Below are 22,589 nucleotides of genomic sequence, written 5' to 3'. Positions count from 1 at the left end.
TTCCAAACTATTTTGCAATTATGCAAAGGGATTTTCTGTAGGGTAAGGCAAAGATTTAGGCTGGTTGTAAGCGATATCTGTTACGCCCAGATATTTGAATACTTCAAACAGCGCTTTGCCGTGGTGACCGAATGTAACTGCACCATGGTGAGGATACTGTTTTTCGATCAGAACATGACGATAGAATCTGTTCATTTCGGGGATTGCGAAGATACCGATAGAACCGAAGGAACGTGTAGGAACATCCAGAACTTCACCCTGAGCTACATAAGCGCGCAGCTGTGTGGAAGCTGTTGTCTGCAGACGGAAGAATGTGATGTCCCCTGCTTTGATGTCGCCTTCCATGGTACCTCTTGTGATATCGGGTTCACCATCGGGTTCCAGCTGACGTTTCATAATAAGCTGATAGCTCATATGAGGATTGCACAGCAGGCTGGAGCATGTGTTGCCGCAGTGGAAGCCCATGAATGTTTCATTCAGGCGGTAATCGCATTTGCCTTTGATATCTTCGTTGTAAATCTGTGCGGGTACGGAGTTGTTGATATCCAGCAGTGTTACAGGTGCGTTGGATACACACAGACCAATATATTCGCTCAGTGCACCGTAAATATCTACTTCACAGGAAATGGGGATACCTCTGCCTGTGAAACGAGAGTTTACATAGCAAGGAACGAAGCCAAATTCTGTCTGGAATGCAGGCCAGCATTTGTTTGCAAATGCAGCGTATTTGGAGCAGCCCAGATTGTCTTTCATCCAGTCTTCCAGTGTCAGTTCATACTGAGCCAGTCTAGGCAGAACACCTGCATAAGGATTTTCGTTGCCCAGTTCTGCTGCCATTTCTTCTACTTTGGCAGGGATACGAGGGTCGTCTTTATGTTTGTTGTAAGCTACCAGCAGATCCAGTTCGGAATGTTCTTCCACTGCTACACCCAGATCATACAGGGCTTTAATAGGTGCATTACAAGCCAGGAAGTCATTGGGACGAGGACCAAAAGCAAAGATTTTTAGACCTTTCAAGCCAACCAGAGCTGTTGCAACGGGAACAAATTCACGAATCTGCTGTGCAACTTCTTCTGCTGTGCCGCAAGGATATTCAGGAATGTATACTTTTTTGCCTCTCAGACCCAGGTTGTAAGAAGCATTCAGCATACCACAGTAAGCGTCACCACGACCATTCATCAGGTCGCCATCACCTTCTGCTGCACATGTGTACATCAGAGGACCATCAAACATATCAGCAATCATTGTTTCAGGTGTTTCTGGACCAAAGTTGCCCAGGAAAACAACCAGTGCGTCAATACCAGCAGCTTTTACATCTTCTACTGCTTTTTTTGCATCCAGTTCTGTTTCTACACAGATGGGGCATTCATACAGATCAGCACCATAAGCATTTACAACATTGTGACGGCGCATTTCAGACAGTGCAACTGGGAAGCAGCTGCGGCTAACGGAAATGATACCCATTTTTACTACAGGAATATTCTGCATATTAGATTACCTCTCTTTCAAAATATGTCTTCTCTTTAAATTTCATTTGCAATGTCAATGTTGACTCCGTCCAGGCCAACGAATGCGCCATCAGCGGCTTCGCTGGCATCGGCATGGGCGATGAGCCATTTATTTCTTGCGCGCAGGAGGGGATCTTCTGCGTTCAGTGCTGCAATTTCAGGTTTATCTGTGTTTGTGCCTTTGGGCAGTACCACAGCTACGCGGAAGCCTGCATCTTTCTTTGCATTGCAAGGTGCGTAGTGCAGTGTTGTTGCATATACTTCCACTGCTGTTCCGGCAGGCACCAGAAAAGCACGAATGGTTGCTGTATCCAGATGATAGTCTGGCGTAATATCAGTCTGTTTGCCAAGCAGCAGAATCATATCTTCACAAGGAATATTGATTTCGCTGTCGCGATGATATTCCACACAGTTCAGTTTTGTATTTGTACCATTACAGAAACCAATCTGAATGGGCATACCGCCATATACATTATCTTCCAGTTCTTTTTTAGCGGGTGTGTTTTCCAAAGAATCATCACCGGGAACATAGATGACGCCGTCTGCAGGTTTTTCTGTTTTGGAAAGAGCTGTCAGCAGTTCATCCAAATGCAGTCCTTCCACTACCTTTCCGTACTGACGGAAAGATGCATCGAATACAGATTCGATTTTCATATTTTCACCTTCTCTTTATAATTCTGCCAGTGCTTTCCAGCTATCCTTCAATGCAGGATACAGACCACGGTAGATTTCATAAAATTTATCATATTCTGCCACATGTTCTGCAACAGGGTCCTGAGAAGCATTGACGCCAACAATCTGTCTGCATGCTTCTGGTACAGAAGGATACAGACCTGCGCCAACACCTGCCAAGATTGCTACACCCAAAGCGGGACCTTCTTTGCTGATGGTGGTTGCCACAGGGCATCCCAGAATATCTGCCATCATCTGACGCCAGAAAGCGGAGGAACCGCCGCCGCCACAAGCCAGAATCACATCAGACTGTACGCCCATACCACGCAGGATTTCCGCGCAGTCACGGAGGCTGAATGTAACCCCTTCCATAACGGCACGCACCAGATCATATCTTGTATGCATGCCAGACAGACCAACGAAAGCACCACGGCAATCAGGGTCCAAATGGGGTGTTCTTTCACCCATCAGGTAAGGCAGATAGATCAAACGGTTGGAACCGATAGGTGTTTTTGCAGCTTCTGCTGTCATCAGATCGTAAGGATCTACGCCCTGTTTTTCTGCTTCCACTTTATCTGCATCACAGAAATTGTCGCGATACCATTTCAGAGACTGACCAGCTGCCAATGTAACGCCCATCACATGCCATGCGCCAGGCACTGCACAGCAGAAAGTATGTACTCTGCCCTTAGGGTCGATGGAAAGTTTATCTGTGTGAGCAAATACCACGCCAGAAGTACCGATGGTAGCAAAAGCTCTACCATCTTCTACAACACCTGTACCAACAGCTGCCGCTGCGTTATCGCCAGCACCGCCTACAACGATGGTACCTTCTTTCAATCCTGTCAGTGCAGCCGCTTCAGCAGTGATGGTACCTGTTACTTCAGGACTTTCATATACTTTTGCAAGCATTGCAGGATCGATATCCAGTTTTTCTAATACTTCCTGAGACCAGCAGCGATTCGGCACATCCAGCAGACCCATACCGGAAGCATCAGAAACTTCTGTCGCAAATACATTACAAAGTTTATAACGAATATAGTCTTTTGCCAGCAAAATGTGGCGTGCTTTTGCATAAATTTCAGGTTCGTGTTTTCTTACCCAAAGGATTTTACCAGCAGTAAAACCTGTCAGTGCAGGGTTGGCTGTGATTTCGATGTAGCGTTCTTTGCCGCCCATCAAAGCATGAATTTCTTCACATTCCACAGCGGTTCTCTGGTCACACCACAGGATGGAGGGACGAAGGACTTCGCCCTTTTCATCCAACAGCACCAAAGAATGCATCTGACCGGATAAACCAATGCCACGAATTTCTCCTGCGTCAATACCGCTCTTTGCAAGAACAGCGCGGATACCATCTACAACAGCTTTCCACCAATCCGCAGGATCCTGTTCTGCCCAGCCATTTTTCGGCTGTGCCATAGGATATTCCCCTGTATAGGAGGCAACCCCATGACCTGCTTCATCAAAAAGCACCGTTTTGGTACCGGAAGTACCAATGTCGATACCAAGCAAATAATTCATTGTAAAGCCTCCTTAAAATCAGGATTTGGAACGTTTTTTACTTACAACGTCAAATACTACGGCAAACAGCAGTACCAGACCTTTGATCATTTTCTGCCAGTTTGCGTCGATACCCAGAATAGACATACCATTGTTCAGGATACCCATGAAGATCGCACCGATTACGGCACCGCCTACAGTACCAGTACCGCCGTATGCGGAAGCACCACCGATGAAGCAAGCGCCGATGGCATCCATTTCGTAGTTAGTACCAGCGGAAGGAGCTGCGGAGTTGAAACGTGCTACGCAGACCAGAGCAGCCAGCGCGGACAGGAATGCCATATTTACATATGCGCCAAACATAATCTTACGTGTGTCGATACCAGACAGCTGAGTTGCTTTTGCGTTGCCGCCCAGTGCATACAGGTGACGACCAGGAACAGTACGTGTTGTCAGGTAGTCATATACCAATACAACGATTGCCAGCAGGATCAGTACAACGGGGATACCTTTGTTTTTGCCCAGCAGATAGCATGCAGCCATAATAACAACTGCGATGATTGCCAGTTTGATGATCAGCATTGTTGTATTACCTGTTTCGTAGCCTTTTCTGCGTTTTTTCGCCTGTGCATACAGAGAAATTGCAAACATGACTACACAGCATACAGCACCAATTACCAGAGAGATGATCAATGTGCTGTTAGCATCGCCGCCGGAGATGTAAGATGTGAAGTATTTCAGATAGTTATCGGGATAAGGAGAAATGGTAGTACCATTCAGAAGGACTGTTGCCAGACCACGCCATACCAGCATACCAGAAAGGGTTACCAGGAAAGGCGGAATATTCATATAGGCAATCCAGAAGCCCTGCCAAACACCGATTGCAAGACCAACTAACAGACATGCAATCATTGCAACATAAATATTCACGTGCATATTTACGATAAGGATACCGGAAACAGCACCTACCAGAGCAACGATGGAACCAACGGACAAGTCGATGTTACCACCAGTCAAAATACACAGCAACATACCGGTTGCCAGAATTACAACGTAACTGTTCTGCATGATCAGGTTGGACACGTTTGTCGGCGCAAACATGGAACCTTTGCCATTAATTGTGATTAAGATTTGGAATAAGACCGTGACGATTACCAATACAAACAGCATGGTATTTTTCTTCATGGCCGCTTTTACTTTATTCATACGGAGAACGCTCCCTTCATTTTCTTATTTCTTCGCACTGGACTGCAGGATTTTAGACATAATCACTTCACTGGTAGCTTCTTCAATAGGCAGTTCAGCTACCATACGACCTTCGTTCATAACATAAACACGGTCACTCATACCCAAAATTTCGGGCAGTTCGGAAGAAATCATGATAACGGATTTTCCTTCTGCAACCAGATCATTGATGATACAGTAGATTTCATATTTTGCCCCAACGTCAATACCTCTTGTGGGTTCGTCCAGAATCAGAACATCAGGGTCGGCAAACATCCATTTTGCCAGCAATACTTTCTGCTGGTTACCGCCGGAAAGATTGCCAACATTCTGTTCAATACTGGGGGTTTTTGTGTGCAGTGCATTTTTATAATCTTCTGCTACACTACGTTCTGCGTCAAAGTCAATGACACCATGACGAGATACTTTTTCCATACGTGCCAGTGTTGTATTCACACGAATAGGATTTGACAAAACCAAACCATTGCCTTTACGGTCTTCTGTTACATAAGCAAGACCTGCTTCAATAGCCTGTTTGATTGTTTTCAGATGTACTTCTTTTCCGTGCAGTTTTAAAGTACCGCTGATGTCTGCGCCGTAACTGTGACCGAACATACTCATGGCAAGTTCTGTACGTCCTGCGCCCATCAGACCGGAAATCCCGACAACTTCGCCCTTGCGGACATTCATGGAAACATTGTCGCAGACCTTTCTGCCTTCAAACTGGGGATGATATACTGTCCAGTCTTTGACTTCCAGCATAACCTCACCAATATGTGATTCTCTCTTAGGGAAACGGCTGGACATATCACGACCTACCATTCCTTTGATAATACGTTCTTCAGAGAAGTCGTCTACGCCTTTTACCAATGTTTCAATGGTGGAACCGTCACGGATGATGGTGATTTTATCTGCTACATAAGAAATTTCATTTAATTTATGAGAAATAATAATGCTTGTCATTCCCTGGCGCTTGAACTGCAGCAGTAATTCCAAAAGCGCCTTACTATCAGATTCATTTAATGATGCTGTGGGTTCGTCCAAAATCAGCAGCTTAACATCTTTAGACAATGCTTTCGCGATTTCTACCAGCTGCTGTTTGCCGACACCAATATCTTTAATCAATGTGTTAGAAGATTCATGCAGACCTACTTCCTTCAGCAGTGCATCTGCTTTGTTATAAGTTTCGTCCCAGTCAATGTGGAATTTGCCACCCCGTTCATTGCCCAGATACATATTTTCACCGATAGATAAGTATGGTACCAGTGCCAGTTCCTGATGGATGATAACAATACCTTTTGCTTCACTGTCTTTGATGACTTTGAACTGACAAACCTCACCTTGATAAATAATATCGCCCTCATAAGAGCCGTAAGGATAAATACCGCTGAGCACGTTCATCAATGTGGACTTGCCCGCGCCATTTTCACCTACCAAAGCGTGGATCTCCCCTTCTTCCACCTGCAGATTAACATTGTCCAGGGCTTTTACCCCAGGGAATGTTTTTGTGATATTGCGCATTTCCAATATAGTTTTTGCCACTGAAACCCCTCCTTTCATATTCTTTTGCAAAATAAACGGGCGGCAGTTACTCTGCCGCCCGCCCTCATCAGCGGCTTTCACCCTGTTGAGAGTCTTGATTGGGTCTTAAGCAATGTCTGCTTCGGTATAGTAACCGGAGTCAATCAACATTTCTTTGTAGTTATCAACTGTTACTACAACGGGGTCACACAGGTAAGAAGGAATTACGCCTGTGCCATTGTCGTATGTTTCTGTATCGTTGATTTCAGGTTCTGTGCCTTTCATGATAGCATCAACCATGCCTACAACTTTTTCAGCCAGTGTACGTGTATCTTTGAATACGGACATAGACTGCAGACCGGAAACGATGTTTTTCACATTGGGTTTATCACAGTCCTGACCAGTGATGATAGGCATGTTGTCTGCTGTGTAGCCAGCTGCCTGCAGCGCATTCTGTGCGCCGTAAGAAGTGGAGTCGTTAGAGCAAAGAACTGCATCCAGTTTCACGCCGTTAGGACCATAGCCAACGGAAGAAATGATGTTTTCGAAACGTTTCTGAGCTTCTTCAGTAGACCAGTTAGCTGTTGCACACTGAGCTTTTTCTGTCTGACCGGAAGGAACTACCAGTTTACCGCTGTCGATGTAAGGCTGCAGAACATCCATAGCGCCGCCGAAGAAGAAGTTTACGTTGTTGTCGTCAGGTGCACCTGTTACCAATTCAATGTTGAAAGGACCTTCTGCGTTTTCCAGATCCAGAGCGTCAACGATGTACTGACCCTGCATCTGACCTACTTTGTAGTTGTCGAATGTTGCATAGTAAGAAACTGCTTCGGAATCCATGATCAGACGGTCATAAGCGATTACAGGGATGCCTTTTTCAGCTGCGCCCTGCAGAGCTGTTGTCAAGGAAGAACCGTCGATTGCAGCTACAACCAGAACTTCGCAGCCGCCTGCGATCATGTTTTCAATCTGAGATACCTGTGTAGGAATGTCGTTGTCACCTGCATACTGCAGATCAACTTCATAGCCTGCTGCTTCCAATTCAGCTTTCATGTTAGAGCCGTCCTGGTTCCAACGCTGCAGGGACTGTGTAGGCATAGATACGCCGATTTTGCCGCCTGTGCCACCTTCAGCTGCATCGCCTTCAGTTGTGGTAGTATCGCTAGAACCACCGCAAGCTGCCAAGCCGAAGACCATAACCATTGCCATCAAGGAAGCGAAAAATTTCTTTTTCATGTTTGATACATCTCCTCTCCATATTGATAACCTTTTTTAAGAAAGCCAAAATAGTTTTATAAATGTGCTTTCTCTAAGTTATGTGCATATTGTATCAATTCCTATTCCCAATGTCAATATACCTAGCGGAAGTTACCATATTTCGTGTATTACAATAAAAACTTATTCATTTTTTTGTTCACTTTTCTAAGACAATTCTAACTTGTATTCTAATATGCACAAAAAAAACCAGTCTATATTTATTCAAAAAAAGCCTCGTTATTTCCTATGTTTTAAATAAAAAAAATGCACTGTTGAAAAGATATTTCTTTCTAAACAATGCATTCTTTTTCTCATTTCTTTTTAAATCTGTTCCAAAAAATCAGCAATAAAATGTAACGCAACGCCAATGCAGTTTGCTTTTCCTTGACATCTTCCTAAATGAATATATCGTTCTTCATCAGGGAAGAATGATTTCTCTTTCAAACGTTTGCGAATCATTGGCATATGATCTTCCAAATATGGTGTCAAGATACCACCAATTACAATTTCACAATCCAATACCATATGGATATTGTGAATAGCTGTTACAAGATGAGAAACATACGTATCCCAGATTTCCATATAATACGGGTCTTTTTCCTCCAAATACTGGAAGAAATCCTTAATGTCCATTCCAAGATCATCGCTCAACACCGAAGATGAACAATAAGATTCAAAACAGCCTTGACGTCCACAATTGCAGTTTTTTCCGCCTGGATGGATGCACATATGACCAAATTCTGCACTACGTCTGTTCAAACCTTCAAACGGCTTTCCATCAATCATGAGTGCACCGCCAACACCCTTACCCAGGAACACATATGCCATTGCAGAAGGTCCGTCATAATTCCACCATTCTGCCACACCACCCGCAGAAGCATCATTCTGTACATATACAGGATATGGAATCACTTCTGTCAAAAGCGAAAGTTTCATATGGTGCAGCTGTAATACTGGCGCAATTTCTACAATTCCCTCTTGTTCATTAATGATGCCAGGCATAGTAATGCCAACGCCCAATAAACGTTCTCTGGAAAAACCAAACCGATCCAAAAATTCCTCCAATTTTTTCGCATATACCATCCGATATTCTGGTGTATTGCTGAAGGGATACTCCAGTTTTTCATAAGCTAGTTCTTCTGCCTTCAGATTAATCGCAATAAAACGAATATGCTTCGGCGAAAGTTCAATGCCCACGGAAAAATACACGTTTTTATTCAGTTTGATCAGACGCGCCTTTCTGCCGCCTGTTGACTCATCTGCCCCAGCATCTGTTAAAATATTCTCGTCAAAGAGTTCCTTGAGGTTTTGTGTCACCGTTGGTAGACTCATATGCAGCCGTTGTGCAATTTCCTGTTTTGTCAGCGGTCCATCCGCATCATAAATGATGCGAAAAACCTGATTTCTATTTTGCTTGCGTAATTCGGTTGTTGAGATACGTTTTCGTTCCATTGAATGTTCACCCACTTTTCCACATTCGCCCCAAAAAGAAAGACCATCACCATAACGCCATGAAAAAAGAACATTTTCTTCATTCTTTTTGCAATGACATCGGAAGCAATGGTCAGAAATATCATATCCAATTGACTGTCTGCGCTCACATGCCATTGTACCCATGGCCTGTACATTTGTTTTTATATATTAACATACAGCGGATATATTTGCAACTACTTTTCTAAAACTATTTACATTATGGTAATTGATAAAATCCATCTTTCAGAAAATACAGAAGCGAACCCAATAATTTTCCTAGAGCGAATGAAACGACAAACCATGTAATGCCCTTGTTTAGCCTTGCCCTACGCATAAGAATCGGCATTACATTTAGCACTTCGGCCAATGCCATAGCCAGTACGCCAACAAAAATGCCGCAAAGCAATGCATGTATCAGCGCAGGAACTCCCTGTAAGCCAATTTTCCAATCCAAACAAGACATAAGGCAGCCAAACAGCCCACCCAGCAATATAGTATCTTCGTAAAAAGGAATATACTGTTTTGTATTGGTTCTTTGTGCCATTCGCGGCACAATTCCAATGGCAGCAATAAATGCAAAGGTACCAGCAGCCACCACTACACCAGATGCGAAACCTGCAAGCACCAGCAATGGTATCCTCATCATTGTTTTTCCTCCCGTTTTTTCCGTCCCAACTGCTCAATGGTACTGGTGATGGTTTCTTTTTCATAAGTCGTCATTTCTACTTCAATGGGTGTTGGATCTTTCGATAATGCGAATTTTGAAAAATGGTTGAAGAAGACCAGGATACCTACTACTAAACCAATACTATACGGTATTGTCACCAATTTAGGCAATTCTGTATTCTCACCATAAGCCATGGCATAATAATTTTGAAAAATTAAAGGAAGCTGCGTGTCTGAATGAAAACACATGATGGTTGTTGCTGCGCCGCAAAACAACACCGCAGAAACAAAGAGGATTTTACTCCATAAAATCAATTTATTTTCTTTTTTGGGATAAGGTGCGTAAGAAAGCAAGATGTCTGACTCCCCTACGTTGGACACCGTTGCTTTTGGGTATAATGCAGTAATCGCCTGTACCAATTCCAATACGGAAATCAAGTACATATTCTCTGTATTCTCCGGCACTTGAAATACAGGAAGCTTTTCTAACGCTCCTTGGCATGAATCTCCTGCATAAACTTCTGCCACATCTGATAGGTAGATGATCTTTCTGCCAACCATCTGCACCTTTTCCATAGGCTTGATGTAAATATCCATACTGCATTCCTCCTTATAAATACAGTATGGATGCCCTCATCAAAAACTATTCATCGGATTGATTTCTCTTTAAGAAGAAAAAATCTCTCCAAAAAACCTTTTGGAGAGATTTTTTAATAGCAATAGTCAAATGATTTTATCTGACAGTAGCAAATCCGATTTCTGCCAAATAGTTCAGGACTTCACCGCAGTTTTTCACAGGATATGTTTTATCCGCAAAAGAAATCATACCAAAATTGGTTTCTTCACCTGCATCGTAAACAGTTACGCCTACGGTTACCGCAGGGTCACCACCTGTAACTTCCACCAAAAGCTGAGGATTTTCCAGAACCGCTGACAAATCTTCTCCTGATGCATCTGCCACTGTAGAAGCAATCAGTTCTGCCAGCATGGTCTTACTGTCGCCGTCCAGTTCCTGTTTTTCACCGGATTCATCAGTCACAGCAACGGTATATTCACCTGTTTCTACAATCGCCTGCAATGCAGCAATGCCGGATTCTGCGGTATTTTTTCCGCTGTTTTGATAAACCAGAATCACAACGATCACGACCACTACCAAGCCGATCAATGCACGAAAACCACTTTTTTTCATAGTGCTTCCCCCTTTCCTACAGTTCACCTTTCAGTCGCTTCATATGCTCTTTCATACGGCGTTCCACGCCGTTATTGCTCATATCATAATAAACTGTTCCAACCAATTCATCGGGCAGATACTGCTGTTCCACATAATGATTGGGATAATCATGGGCATATTTATATCCAATGGCATTGCCCAAATCATGGCTGCCGCTATAATGCCCATCCCGCAGATGGGGCGGCACCCCTTTAATCTGCACATTCCGCACATCAGCTAATGCCTTATCAATTCCTAAATATGCTGCATTGCTCTTAGGTGCACAGGACACGTACGTTACCGCCTGCGCTAGAGGAATTCGTCCTTCCGGCATCCCGATAAAGTTCACCGCCTGCATGGCTGACACTGCAACCTGCAACGCATGTGGATCAGCATTCCCCACATCTTCCGCTGCGCAAATGACCACACGACGAGCGATAAACTTGGGATCTTCCCCAGCATAAATCATTTTTGCCAGATAGTACAGTGCCGCATCCGGGTCAGAGCCTCGCATACTTTTGATAAAAGCAGAAATGGTATCGTAATGATTATCGCCGCCTTTATCATACTGCAACGCTCGTTTTTGGATGCAATCCTCTGCTACAGAAAGGGTGATATGGATGATACCATCATCGCCTGGATCTGTTGTCAGCACTGCCAGTTCCAAAGCATTGAGCGCTGCTCTTGCATCACCATTTGCTGTATTGGAAAGAAAATCCAGTGCATCCTCATCCATTTGTGCATGGTAACTACCCAGACCTTTTTCCTCATCCGCCAACGCACGCCGCAAAAGAGATGCAATATCTTTCTGCTGTAATGGTTCCAGAGAAAAAATCACAGAACGAGAAACAAGCGCACGATTCACTTCAAAATAAGGATTTTCCGTTGTGGCACCAATGAGCACCAGCGTACCATCCTCCACATGGGGCAGCAATGTATCCTGCTGTGTTTTATTGAAGCGATGGATTTCGTCGATAAAAAGGATGGTCTTTTTGCCAAACATACCAAGGCGTTCTTTTGCCGCTGTCACCGTATCTTTGATGTCTTTGATGCCGGCAGTGGTAGCGTTGATCTGTACAAACTCACTTTTCGTAGTATTGGCAATGATTTTTGCCAGTGTGGTTTTTCCTGTTCCCGGCGGACCGTAGAAAATCAAAGAACCCAGTCTATCGCCCTTAATGGCACGGTAAAGCAATTTATCTTTCCCAACAATCTGCTCCTGTCCCACAAATTCTTCCAAAGTGGTGGGTCGCATTCTTGCAGCAAGCGGCGCATCCTGTGTGCCTCTCTTTTGTAGATTATATTCAAAAAGGTCCATGTTTCTCACCTCTTTTTATTTTGTCAGGAACAAGCAGGCATCCCCAAAGGAGAAGAAGCGATACCGTTCTTTGACAGCTTCTTCATAAACACGCATGATGAAATCTTTCCCCATCAGAGCAGAAACCAACATAATCAATGTGGATTCCGGCAGATGGAAATTGGTAATCATGCAATCCACTGCTTTGAATGTATAACCAGGATAAATGAAAATCTTTGTCCAGCCGCTTCCTGCATGAACAACGCCGTTTTCATCTGTGACAGATTCCAAAGTTCTGGTGCTGGTGGTACCAACAGCAATGATTCTGCCGCCATTTTTTCTGGCTTCATTCATGATTGCCGCCTGATCTTCTTCCACTACATAATATTCAGAATGCATTTCATGATCCAGAATATCTTCCGCTTTTACAGGACGGAAAGTACCCAGACCTACATGGAGTGTCACATGAGCAATCTTCACACCCATTTCTTCGATTTCTTTCAGCAGTTCCGGTGTAAAGTGGAGACCTGCTGTAGGAGCTGCCGCAGAACCATCGTGTTTTGCGTATACAGTCTGATAGCGTTCCTTATCCTCTAATTTATGTGTGATATAAGGAGGCAAAGGCATTTCACCCAGCTCATCCAAAATATTTTCGAAAACACCTTCGTAATAGAATTTAATGATACGGTTGCCGCCTTCGATGGTTTCCAGTACTTCCGCTGTCAATCTGCCATCACCAAAGGAAATCTTATCCCCGGGACGGGCTTTTTTACCGGGACGCACCAGCACTTCCCATGTGTCAATACTTTTGCGTACCAAAAGCAGCACTTCAATATGTGCGCCGGTGCCTACACGTTCCCCATGCAGTCTGGCAGGCAATACTCTGGTATCATTGATAACCAGACAATCTCCCGCTTTTAGATATTCTTTGATATCCCGAAAATGTCTATGGGAAATAGATTCTGTATTCTTATCAGCCACCAACAGCCGGGAGGAAGAACGATCTTTCAAAGGTTCCTGGGCAATCAGTTCTTCCGGTAAATCAAAATAAAATTCACTTGTTTTCATGTTTCTTCCTCATTTTCTTAATAAATAATTTAGTGCATAATCTATGCCGAAAAATTCCAGCATCTTTTTTCGATAAATCTTTGTCGCATCATCGGGCAGGAAATCAAATCCTTCGATGTCATAGTCATGGAGCACATAATGTTCCTCCATATCCTGAGACAACACAGTCACTTCAGGGTCTGTATAAGGACGGCGGATATCTGTCACTTCCGCATCTGGGTCGGAAATCACACGCATGATATCTGCAATCTGATGGTCTTTCAGTTTTTTTACATACATTGGCTTCCCTCTTTTCTCATTCCTTAATGTTCCAGCAAAAAGTCAATGGCATATTGGTCGCCAAAGTATTCACACATCTTTTTCCGGTAAATATATTCGGAACCGGCACCGGCACGGTGGAATCCCTGAATATGATAGTCATAAAGGCGATAAGTTTCTTCTGTTTCCTGAAACATTGCCTTTACCTCAGGTACCTTAGACCAGTTGACACAATCCTCAAAACTGGAATTGTATGTACGAATCTGCACAATCCGCACACTGCCGTCATCGGAAATCAGGTTCATGATCTCACGAATCTGTTCTTCCGTCAATTTCTCTGCGTACATCTATACCCGCTCCTTCCAGATCATTTTCAACCATTTGCCAGAGTGCATCCTTTCGGCAGCCCAAAAGCGCATCTTTTACTGCTGCCAAGCTGACGGGAATGGGACGATGCATGCCGCCGCAGCGAAGCCCCTCATCCAAATAAATCCAAAGTACGCCCTCTTTTTTCTTCCCATTTAAATCACAGTCGGAAAAGCAGAGGGTATTCCCCTCATCATCCCGCCATCCCTTCTGGGAAATCAGAAAGGTCTGCCAGTCCATATCCTCACCTCTCAATGGTTACGCCTGTATAATAATGTTTGATGATTTCTTCATAAGAATAGCCCTGCTGTGCCATACCCTGGGCGCCATTCTGGCTCAAGCCAACACCATGACCATTGCCACTGCCTTCAAATACAAAAGTGCCATTTTCCACAGTGCTGATATTTACATCATAAATCTGATAATCTCCTGTAGAAATCACAGGGGTATTCTGATTGGAGTTTGTATTTTCAGAAACGCTCAAACCATCCAGTTTCATATTCTTTCCATTCATAGCAGAAAGCGTGCCTTCTGTTTTTGCAGTGAAGCCGTTTGTCGCCGCAGAAGATGTCAAAGAACCTGTGCTGCTGCTTGTTGTCGCCTGACGCTGCACGGTTCTGCTTCCAGAAGAAGGATCTCTGCCTTTTCCGTTGATGGTAAACATTTTACTGGGCAAGCTGCCGCAAGCACCGGAAAAATAAGTACGGATATTTTCTTTTGTCAGTGTCACACTGCCAGAAGTACCGACAATCTTCATTTCCTGCACACGACCACCTGTGGAAATCTTTGTAATGACAATATCCTGGGCACTGCCGATATTTTCGCCTTTGGAAGAAAGCAGACTATCCAGCTGGGACAATGTCAATGTCTTTTCCCATGTGTTGTTGCCATACTCTCCAACTTCAGGCACCGCACGCAAATAAGGCACAACAGAATTCCAAACGTTTTCACTGTTTTCTGTATAACCGCCTGTGGATGCAGAAAATACCGCTTCAATAGGTGTACCATTATAGCAGATGATTTCTCCTTCTGTATGGTCTACGGCCTGATTGGTTTTTGCATTTTCTCCGCTATATCCTTTATACACCTGACAGTTGATGGTGTCACACAATTCATAGCCACTGCTTTTATGGGCGCTGAGTTTTGTCATGGCATAGGTTCTGGCAGCCAGAGTCTGGGCTTTCAATGCTTCTTCACCATAGGAAGCAGGCATTTCTGCTGGAACAACACCATAAAGGTATTCTTCCAAGTCTACCACATTCACCGCAGTCATAACGGTACCATTTACTGCAAAACGCAGACATCCGCGATACTGTTTTCCATTGATGGTAAATGTTTCATCGGTGCCGCCAAATCCATAATCCACACCATTGCTGACAATCAACAGATTTTCGCCGCCGCCAGAAAGGCAAATGCCATTAAAATCGCTGATACGCTCCGCAGATTCTTTGGATGCACTTTCCACTTCCGAACGGGAACTATTCTGTACATATACTGTCCATTCGTTGTTGCCAAGATAGCCGCAAGCCGCATCAAATCCAGTGCGACGCAAACTGTACGCCAAATCTTCCGCATCTTTCTGGGACATAGAATCGGAAATCCGAATCACTTCTCCCCTTACCATTTTCGCAGTAAATCCACCAGAAGAAGAAATGGTGCCATCTTCCCGAAATTTATCATTCTGCAGTGTTCCCACTGTCAGCTGGCTGTTTCCAATGGAAGCGGAAGTGGCGTTTTTGCAAACGGACTCCAAACCAACTTCTATCATTTCAGGCACATCATAAGCAAAGGCTGCCTGCGGCATATTCATACATACAGCCCCCGCCAGTACAGCCCCGAACATACATTGTTTCCATTTTATCATTTGTTGCCTCCAAATATTTCTTCCGTACAATCGGAAAAGATTCTCTTTTTGACATTATACCATAACTTGACCCATCATTCCACAAATTCAAAAGCAGTTTTTCCAGCACATAAAAAAGGATAACCCTTCCTAAGGAAAGGTTATCCCCATTCAGATTTTCACAATTTTATTATTTTTCCAGCATTTCACGAACTTCTGCAATGGTTGATTTTTTGCAGATTTCATCTGCCAGAGCCTGACAATGTTCATAGTTCAGGTGTCTGATCTGGTAGCGTGTAGATGCGATTTCAGAAGCTGCCATACTGAATTCATTCAGACCCATACCCAACAGGATGGGAACAGCTTTTTCATCGCTGGCAAATTCGCCGCACATACCAACCAGCTTGTCATATTTATGACCAGCCTGGATCACTGTACGAATAGCACGCAGTACTGCAGGATGGAAAGAGTTGTACAGGCGAGCAATCTTCTGATTGCCTCTGTCAACTGCCAGCAAGTACTGAGTCAGGTCGTTTGTACCGATGCTGAAGAAATCAACAACTTTTGCCAAATCTTCTGCGCAAAGAACAGCAGCAGGTGTTTCGATCATGACACCAGTCTGAATACTGTCATTGAAAGGAATGTTATCCCGACGCAGTTCTTCTTTACATTCCTGCAAAATAGCATTTGCTGCCATAAATTCGTCTACAGAAATAATCATAGGATACATGATACGGATGTCACCATATGCGCTGGCACGCAGGATGGCACGAAGCTGTGTTTTGAACACATCCTTCAGATCCAGAGAAATACGGATTGCTCTCCAGCCCAGGAAAGGATTTTCTTCTTCATCGAATTTGTAATAAGAAAGTTCTTTATCGCCGCCAATATCCAGTGTACGGATGATGACAGGATGTTTCATGGTTTCGATGGCTTTTTTGTAAGCATCATACTGTTCCTGTTCTGTAGGGAATTTGGTGTTTTCCATGTACAGGAACTCACTGCGGAACAAGCCAATGCCTTCCGCACCACGAGTAACAGCATTTTCTACATCCACAATGCTACCAACATTTGCAAACAGTTCCACAGTTCTGCCGTCTGTAGTTGTTGCAGGCAGATTGTTCATGCTTTCAAATTCTGCTTTCATAGCTTTGTATTCCGCTGCTTTTTTGCGATATACTTCCTTGGTTTCTTCATCGGGATTTACGATGATTTCTTTGCCTACCGCATCCAGAATGATATAGTCTTCATTTGTCACATTTTTGCGGAAATCAGCTACACCTACAAAAGCAGGGATTTCCATGCTTCTTGCCATAATGGAAACGTGGCTGGTAACGCCGCCAGCTTCTGTGATGAAGCCTTTGATATAGCGGAAATCCATGTTGGCTGTATCAGAAGGTGCCAGATCTTCCGCAACAACAATCACATCTTCGTTGATGCCTTCGAAAGGATTGCTCTTGATTCCTTTCAGACCGCACATGATACGTTTGCCAACGTCTTTGATGTCAGCAGCTCTTTCTCTGAGATACTCGTCATCCAGACTTTCAAACATAGTCACGATTTCCGCAACGGTTTCTTCGAGAGCAAGCTGTGCATTTTTATTTTCGCTGTTGATTTTCAGTTCCACAGAATCATGGAGCACTGTATCTTCCGCAACATCCAGATGTGCCGCGAAAATATCGGAATCTTTTGCCAGAACCCGCAGGTCTTCCACTGCATCTTTCACTGCTTTCTGAAATTTCAGCCATTCCATTTCTCTTTCGGAATCTTTAATGCTTCTGCTGTCAGCTGTCAGATCTTCCTGAACAGCCACAAAGGCTTTACCCATGACAATGCCTTTGGATGCCGCTTTTGCCACAGTATATGTCTTCATCATTTCGCTCACTCCCCTTCACCGTTTTTCTTTTCTTAGTCTTCCAGTGCTTCGATGAATTTTACAACTTCTTCTACTGCTTTTGCTTCATCTTCACCTTCTGCGATAACTTCCAGTTCTGTGCCTGTTTTTACGCCCAGTGTCAGTACGTGGATGATGCTTGCAGCGCTAACTTTCTTTTCGCCGTTGGACAGGAAAATTTTGCTGTTGTAATTTTTGCAGAATGCAACCAGATTGGATGCGGGACGAGCATGCAGACCTGTTTTATTTGTAACAACTACTTTTTTAGATACCATAATATTTTTTCTCCTTTTTCTTTAAAAAATTATATCTTACAGATACGCTTTTATATTATCATACTTTTCTACTACTTTGTCCAGAATTGCCGCATCTGTTACGCCGGAAATTTCGGAAAAAGCAGCGCGAACGCCATTTTCTTTGATCTTTGCCTGCAGTTCTACGCTCTGCTGGTCAGCGGCGTTATCATAATGCAGTGCTGCACCGATACCGATGAGCAGGTGTTCTACGGGCAGACCATAGCCAACAGCAGTCATAGTAGGTTTTACCAGACGGTCTGTTGCGCTCAATTTACGCAGAGGTTCTCTGCCAACGCGGGCAACATCGTCTTCCAGGTAATGATTGCGGAAACGACCAATGATCTTTTCGATATAAGCCATATGCGCTTCTCTGTCGAAGCCATATTTTTCAATCAGACCAGCGCCGCTTTCCTGCATAGCTGCTTTTACAGTTTCGTAGATTTTTTCATCGCCGATGCTTTCATCTACTGTGTGGTATCCTTTCAGATAACCCAGATAAGAAGTGATAGCATGTCCTGTATTGAGTGTAAACAGTTTTCTTTCGATATATGCCATCAAATTATCTGCCAGGTTCATACCTTTGATAGCAGGGATTTCACCTTTGAAAGAAGCCTGTTCTACGTTCCATTCATAGTAGTTTTCTACAACTACATCAATGAAGTTTTCGCTCTTTACAGGAGGAACGATACGGTCTACGGAACAATCCGGGAAACCAACATACTGGTCTGCATAAGCCTTCCCTTTTTCATCCAGAATTTCATAAACAGCTGCTTTCAGCTGAGAACTTGCTTTGATGGCATTTTCGCAGGCAATGATATTCAGACAGTCTGTGATGCCCCTTTCCATACGCATAGTGATGCCTTTTGCAATAGCAGGTGCAATTCTGGGCAGAACCACCAGACCTACTGCTGTTGTAATCACTTCAGCCTGTGTGATTTCTTCCAGAACTGCATCAGTTGTGGAGTTTACACCGCTGATATTTGTGATCTTTTCTTCTCTACATGTAACGTCCATTACATGTACAGTATAAGTGCCGTCTGCATTGATTTTATCAATGACAGCTTCGTTTACGTCGGCAAATACAACATGGTAACCAGCTTCTGCCAACAATGCCCCAATAAAACCTCTGCCGATATTACCTGCACCAAATTGAATGGCTTTTTTCATTCCAAATTCCTCCTCCCGGACAAGCCGACCGCAGTATGCACCACAGCCGGCTGTAACATCCGTTTACCTTCTCAATTATTTATTACTGAAACATTTTCAGAATTTCTTCCGGAGTTGTTGCTTTTTTCAGTTTATCCAGATTTTCTTCTTCTTCAATGACTGTACCGATTTTTGCCAGCAGATCCAGATGTTCGTTGCCGATACCAGCGATACCGAATACCAGATAAGCTTTTTCATCACCGAAGTCAACGCCTTCGGGATACTGCAGCATTACAATACCAGTTTTCTTTACTTCGTCTTTTGCTTCAGATGTGCCATGAGGGATTGCTACGCCCAGACCCATGTATGTGGAAACAGTTTTTTCTCTTTCCAGCATAGCGGGAATGTAGCTTTCGTTTACATAGCCCAGTTCGTGAAGCAGTTTACCAGCAGCTGTAATCGCTTCTTCTTTGCTTACAGATGCCTGACCTGTTTTGATGCCAGCTGCAACCATGATGCCATTGTTTGTTGTTGCAGTTTCTTCCGCTTTCACTTCAGCTGCGGGCTGTTCGCCTGCACCGGAAGCCTTTGCTTCCAGAGAAGCATACAGTGCATCCAGGTTAGGGTCAGCCAGGAAGTTACCGATAGTAATCAGTTCAGCCTGAGGTGCGCTTGCTTTTGCACGATCCTGCAGAACTGCCTGACATACAACCACATCTGCGTCAGCAGGAACATTATCTACGGAAGTATTGATAACTGTGATACCCAGATTCAAAGGTGCGATTCTGTTTCTGAATTTTGTAGCACCCATTGCGCTGGAGCCCATGCCTGCGTCGCAAGCGAATACGATTTTCTTGATTTCGCCGTTTGCTTTTGCCAGACCTTTTGCTTCAGCTTTCATGTTTTTCATTTTATCTGTTGCTTCATCCAGGTTTTTGTTACCGGACAGTTTTACGATAGGAGATGCTACAACGAAGGAAACTACTGCAGCCAGAACAACACCGATGAGAACTTTCAGTGTTTCACCCTTAGGTGCTACTGCCAGGAACGCAATGATGGAACCGGGAGAAGCAGGACCTACCAGACCTGCACCCATGATGCTGTAATAGAAGATTGTTACGATGGATGCTACGATAGGTGCAATGATGATCACGGGGTTCATCAATACATAAGGGAAATAGATTTCATGAATACCACCAAAGAAGTGAATGATAACCGCACCGGGTGCAGAACTCTTTGTCACTTTGTCTTTGGAGAATACCCAGTATGCCAGCAGTACGCCCAGACCAGGACCGGGATTTGCTTCCAGCATGTACATAATAGATTTACCTGTTTCTGCAGCCTGTTCGATACCGATTGGTGTGAAGATACCATGGTTGATGGCGTTGTTCAGGAACAGTACCTTCGCAGGTTCTACGAAGATTGCTACGAAAGGCAGCAGTTTGTTTGTTACCAGAATTTCAACACCTGCTGTCAGGATTGCAAGAATCGTAGCCATAACAGGCCCAATCAGATAATAGCCAATGATTGCAAGAATCATACCAAAAATCCCAACAGAGAAGTTGTTTACCAACATTTCAAAGCCGGCAGGAATTTTACCTTCCACTGCTTTGTCAAATTTTTTGATGACCAAGCCGGCAAAAGGACCCATTACCATTGCACCGATAAGCATGGTCTGTTCGGAACCGGCGATAACACCCAATGTTGCAACAGCACCCATAACGCCGCCACGGTCGCCGCCAACCATTCTACCACCCTGGAATGCAATCAAAGTGGGAATCAGGTATTTCAACATAGGATCTACCAGTGTTGCCAGTCTTTCATTTGGAATCCAACCTGCTTCGATGAACAAAGCTGTAATAAAGCCCCAAGCAATGAACGCCCCGATATTAGGCATAACCATTGCACTCAGGAATTTCCCGAATTTCTGAATGCTATTTTTCATTAAGAACCCTCCATCCTTGTGGTGATTGTTTTTTGATAATATTGCATCAATCGTTTTTCCAATGACTCGATGATGCTAATCCTTCCCTTTTTCTGTACGGCGGAAAAGAATGCTTCATCCTCCAGCAGTCCACTGCTGATCTCACTCATCAATCCCGCCTCTAAAGAATCCCCTTCTTTTGGAACCAACATGACAATGGCTCCTTCAATGACACCCTCTGACTGAAAGAGCGGTCTTTTCAGTCTGATGTATCCAAAGCAGCAATGCTTCACTCCACCGGTCTTGCAATGCAGCAGCATCATCTGAAAATCCCGAATATATGTAGAAGAAATCTGTTCCCGTTTTGCAAGGCTGTCGGCAATCAGTTCCCTTGCTTCTTTCGTTTCCGTGAACATGCCAGATGCTACATACAGCAATTCCTGCTTATCCTGTGCATAGGGCAAAACCAGCAGCTGCACATGATCCAGCAAATATAAGATTTCCTCTCCCAGTCTTGTCATAAATACCAGCCCATCTTTTGAAAGACTTGCTGCCGGTTTTTTCTGTGGAACCACCGCCTGCTGTGTCGGCAACAATCGCAGTTCATTGCGCAGCAGAATCTTGTCCTGTTCCAAAAGAATGGGGTTCACACAAACATAAGGAAAATCAATGTCTAAATGTACTGTTGAGATCAAAAGGCGTATTCCTTCTCTTTGCAGCTTTTGTATATCGATGCGAAATGCAGATATAATCTCCCGTACTTCCAGATTATGAAATTCCTTTGTCAGCTGCACCGCTAACATTTTGGATGTGCCCAAACCTGTGGGACACACCACGACAACGGGTATTTTTCCCTGCTGTGACTGCTGATCTTCCACAGCAGCACAGATATACATGGCAATGAAAGCAATTTCCGCTTCCGGCACTTCTGCTACACCAACGGCATGACGCAGAAGCTGACAGCCTTTTTCCGTTGCCCGATAAATTTCACCATAATTCTCTTTTATGGTTTCCAATTGCGCGTTTCTGACTTTCACATGTAGACGCAGGCGGCTAGACACCGCCGTGATATGCTCTGTCAGGTCTGTCAGAAGCTGTTCGTTTTGGCTCAGGGAAATCCCCATTTCCCTTTCTACTACAATATATTTATGGTTAATATCCCTTACAGCCAGTAAGGAATTATCCATCTTGTTGCTTAAGCTGTATAATGATGGAGCAATAGGTATATCGTCTCCCTTTCTTGGACTTTGCGTCCGTATTATAGACTGATAACCAGCTCCTCATTCGCAGCGTTCGTTTTATGCAGGTTGAATCGCCATAGGCGCATTCGTGTCACACCACAGTAGATTGAATAGGCAATGAGTAAAACTGGTACTTATCCATTGCAATAATTCTTAAGGAGTGACAAATTTATGAACGCAGTAGGTATCGATGTTTCTAAAGGTAAAAGTATGGTTGCAATC

The 22,589-nt window shown here is 44.0% G+C and carries 21 protein-coding genes; all 21 read right to left on the bottom strand.

Annotation, left to right across the window (positions count from 1 at the left end; all coding sequences use genetic code 11):
• Positions 1-18: 18 nt before the first annotated feature.
• The 21 genes from BUB35_RS12140 to BUB35_RS12040 all read right to left on the bottom strand — a co-directional run bounded on the left by BUB35_RS12140 (position 19) and on the right by BUB35_RS12040 (position 22,313).
• Entirely contained in the window at positions 19-1,488 is a 1,470-nt protein-coding gene (locus BUB35_RS12140) for an L-fucose/L-arabinose isomerase family protein (protein WP_072852120.1), read from the bottom strand.
• Positions 1,489-1,523: 35 nt separating this feature from the next.
• Entirely contained in the window at positions 1,524-2,162 is a 639-nt protein-coding gene (locus tag BUB35_RS12135) for a DUF4867 family protein (protein ID WP_072852118.1), read from the bottom strand.
• Positions 2,163-2,177: 15 nt separating this feature from the next.
• The gene (gene xylB / locus BUB35_RS12130; protein WP_072852116.1) at positions 2,178-3,704 is read right to left on the bottom strand and encodes a xylulokinase; all 1,527 of its coding nucleotides are present in this window, start codon (positions 3,702-3,704) and stop codon (positions 2,178-2,180) included.
• A gap of 18 nt (positions 3,705-3,722) precedes the next feature.
• A complete protein-coding gene (gene mmsB / locus BUB35_RS12125) occupies positions 3,723-4,889 on the bottom strand; it encodes a multiple monosaccharide ABC transporter permease (RefSeq protein ID WP_072852114.1) in 1,167 nt (388 codons plus the stop codon).
• Between the two features lie 24 nt (positions 4,890-4,913).
• Complete coding sequence (mmsA, locus tag BUB35_RS12120) at positions 4,914-6,449, bottom strand: multiple monosaccharide ABC transporter ATP-binding protein (RefSeq protein WP_072852111.1); 1,536 nt, start codon at positions 6,447-6,449, stop codon at positions 4,914-4,916.
• A gap of 105 nt (positions 6,450-6,554) precedes the next feature.
• Positions 6,555-7,664 (bottom strand): multiple monosaccharide ABC transporter substrate-binding protein, encoded by a 1,110-nt coding sequence (chvE, locus tag BUB35_RS12115; protein WP_072852109.1) that lies wholly within the window; start codon positions 7,662-7,664, stop codon positions 6,555-6,557.
• Positions 7,665-8,006: 342 nt separating this feature from the next.
• Positions 8,007-9,137: an ROK family transcriptional regulator gene (locus tag BUB35_RS12110; protein WP_072852128.1), complete on the bottom strand. Its 1,131-nt coding sequence runs from the start codon at positions 9,135-9,137 to the stop codon at positions 8,007-8,009.
• A gap of 238 nt (positions 9,138-9,375) precedes the next feature.
• The gene (locus BUB35_RS12105; RefSeq protein ID WP_072852107.1) at positions 9,376-9,804 is read right to left on the bottom strand and encodes a stage V sporulation protein AB; all 429 of its coding nucleotides are present in this window, start codon (positions 9,802-9,804) and stop codon (positions 9,376-9,378) included.
• On the bottom strand, positions 9,801-10,421 hold the full coding sequence (locus BUB35_RS12100) for a stage V sporulation protein AA (RefSeq protein ID WP_072852105.1): 621 nt from the start codon (positions 10,419-10,421) through the stop codon (positions 9,801-9,803). The genes BUB35_RS12105 and BUB35_RS12100 overlap by 4 nt, the downstream gene beginning before the upstream one ends.
• A gap of 136 nt (positions 10,422-10,557) precedes the next feature.
• Positions 10,558-11,013, bottom strand: a complete 456-nt coding sequence (locus BUB35_RS12095) for a hypothetical protein (protein ID WP_072852103.1) — start codon at positions 11,011-11,013, stop codon at positions 10,558-10,560.
• Between the two features lie 16 nt (positions 11,014-11,029).
• A complete protein-coding gene (locus BUB35_RS12090; RefSeq protein ID WP_072852101.1) occupies positions 11,030-12,352 on the bottom strand; it encodes a replication-associated recombination protein A in 1,323 nt (440 codons plus the stop codon).
• Between the two features lie 15 nt (positions 12,353-12,367).
• A complete protein-coding gene (gene queA, locus BUB35_RS12085) occupies positions 12,368-13,399 on the bottom strand; it encodes a tRNA preQ1(34) S-adenosylmethionine ribosyltransferase-isomerase QueA (protein ID WP_072852100.1) in 1,032 nt (343 codons plus the stop codon).
• 9 nt (positions 13,400-13,408) lie between these two features.
• The gene (locus BUB35_RS12080) at positions 13,409-13,678 is read right to left on the bottom strand and encodes a hypothetical protein (protein WP_072852099.1); all 270 of its coding nucleotides are present in this window, start codon (positions 13,676-13,678) and stop codon (positions 13,409-13,411) included.
• A 23-nt stretch (positions 13,679-13,701) separates the two neighbouring features.
• Positions 13,702-14,004, bottom strand: a complete 303-nt coding sequence (locus tag BUB35_RS12075; protein ID WP_072852098.1) for a hypothetical protein — start codon at positions 14,002-14,004, stop codon at positions 13,702-13,704.
• Positions 13,967-14,263: a hypothetical protein gene (locus tag BUB35_RS12070; protein ID WP_072852097.1), complete on the bottom strand. Its 297-nt coding sequence runs from the start codon at positions 14,261-14,263 to the stop codon at positions 13,967-13,969. Before BUB35_RS12070 ends, BUB35_RS12075 begins: the two co-directional genes overlap by 38 nt.
• A 4-nt stretch (positions 14,264-14,267) precedes the next feature.
• On the bottom strand, positions 14,268-15,887 hold the full coding sequence (locus BUB35_RS12065; protein WP_072852096.1) for a SpoIID/LytB domain-containing protein: 1,620 nt from the start codon (positions 15,885-15,887) through the stop codon (positions 14,268-14,270).
• Between the two features lie 169 nt (positions 15,888-16,056).
• Positions 16,057-17,742, bottom strand: a complete 1,686-nt coding sequence (gene ptsP / locus BUB35_RS12060) for a phosphoenolpyruvate--protein phosphotransferase (RefSeq protein ID WP_242949248.1) — start codon at positions 17,740-17,742, stop codon at positions 16,057-16,059.
• 32 nt (positions 17,743-17,774) lie between these two features.
• Positions 17,775-18,035 carry an HPr family phosphocarrier protein gene (locus BUB35_RS12055; RefSeq protein ID WP_072852095.1) on the bottom strand — a complete coding sequence of 87 codons (261 nt, stop codon included), beginning with the start codon at positions 18,033-18,035 and terminating at the stop codon, positions 17,775-17,777.
• 36 nt (positions 18,036-18,071) lie between these two features.
• The gene (locus tag BUB35_RS12050) at positions 18,072-19,223 is read right to left on the bottom strand and encodes a mannitol-1-phosphate 5-dehydrogenase (RefSeq protein ID WP_072852093.1); all 1,152 of its coding nucleotides are present in this window, start codon (positions 19,221-19,223) and stop codon (positions 18,072-18,074) included.
• Positions 19,224-19,305: 82 nt separating this feature from the next.
• Complete coding sequence (locus BUB35_RS12045) at positions 19,306-21,147, bottom strand: PTS mannitol transporter subunit IICBA (protein WP_072852091.1); 1,842 nt, start codon at positions 21,145-21,147, stop codon at positions 19,306-19,308.
• Positions 21,147-22,313 (bottom strand): BglG family transcription antiterminator, encoded by a 1,167-nt coding sequence (locus BUB35_RS12040; RefSeq protein ID WP_084730670.1) that lies wholly within the window; start codon positions 22,311-22,313, stop codon positions 21,147-21,149. Before BUB35_RS12040 ends, BUB35_RS12045 begins: the two co-directional genes overlap by 1 nt.
• Between the last annotated feature and the right edge of the window lie 276 nt (positions 22,314-22,589).

This window comes from Anaerotignum lactatifermentans DSM 14214 (assembly GCF_900142265.1).
Taxonomy (GTDB): domain Bacteria; phylum Bacillota; class Clostridia; order Lachnospirales; family Anaerotignaceae; genus Anaerotignum; species Anaerotignum lactatifermentans.
Note: the sequence above shows the minus strand (reverse complement) of the source record. Positions and strands in the feature narration are given on the sequence as shown.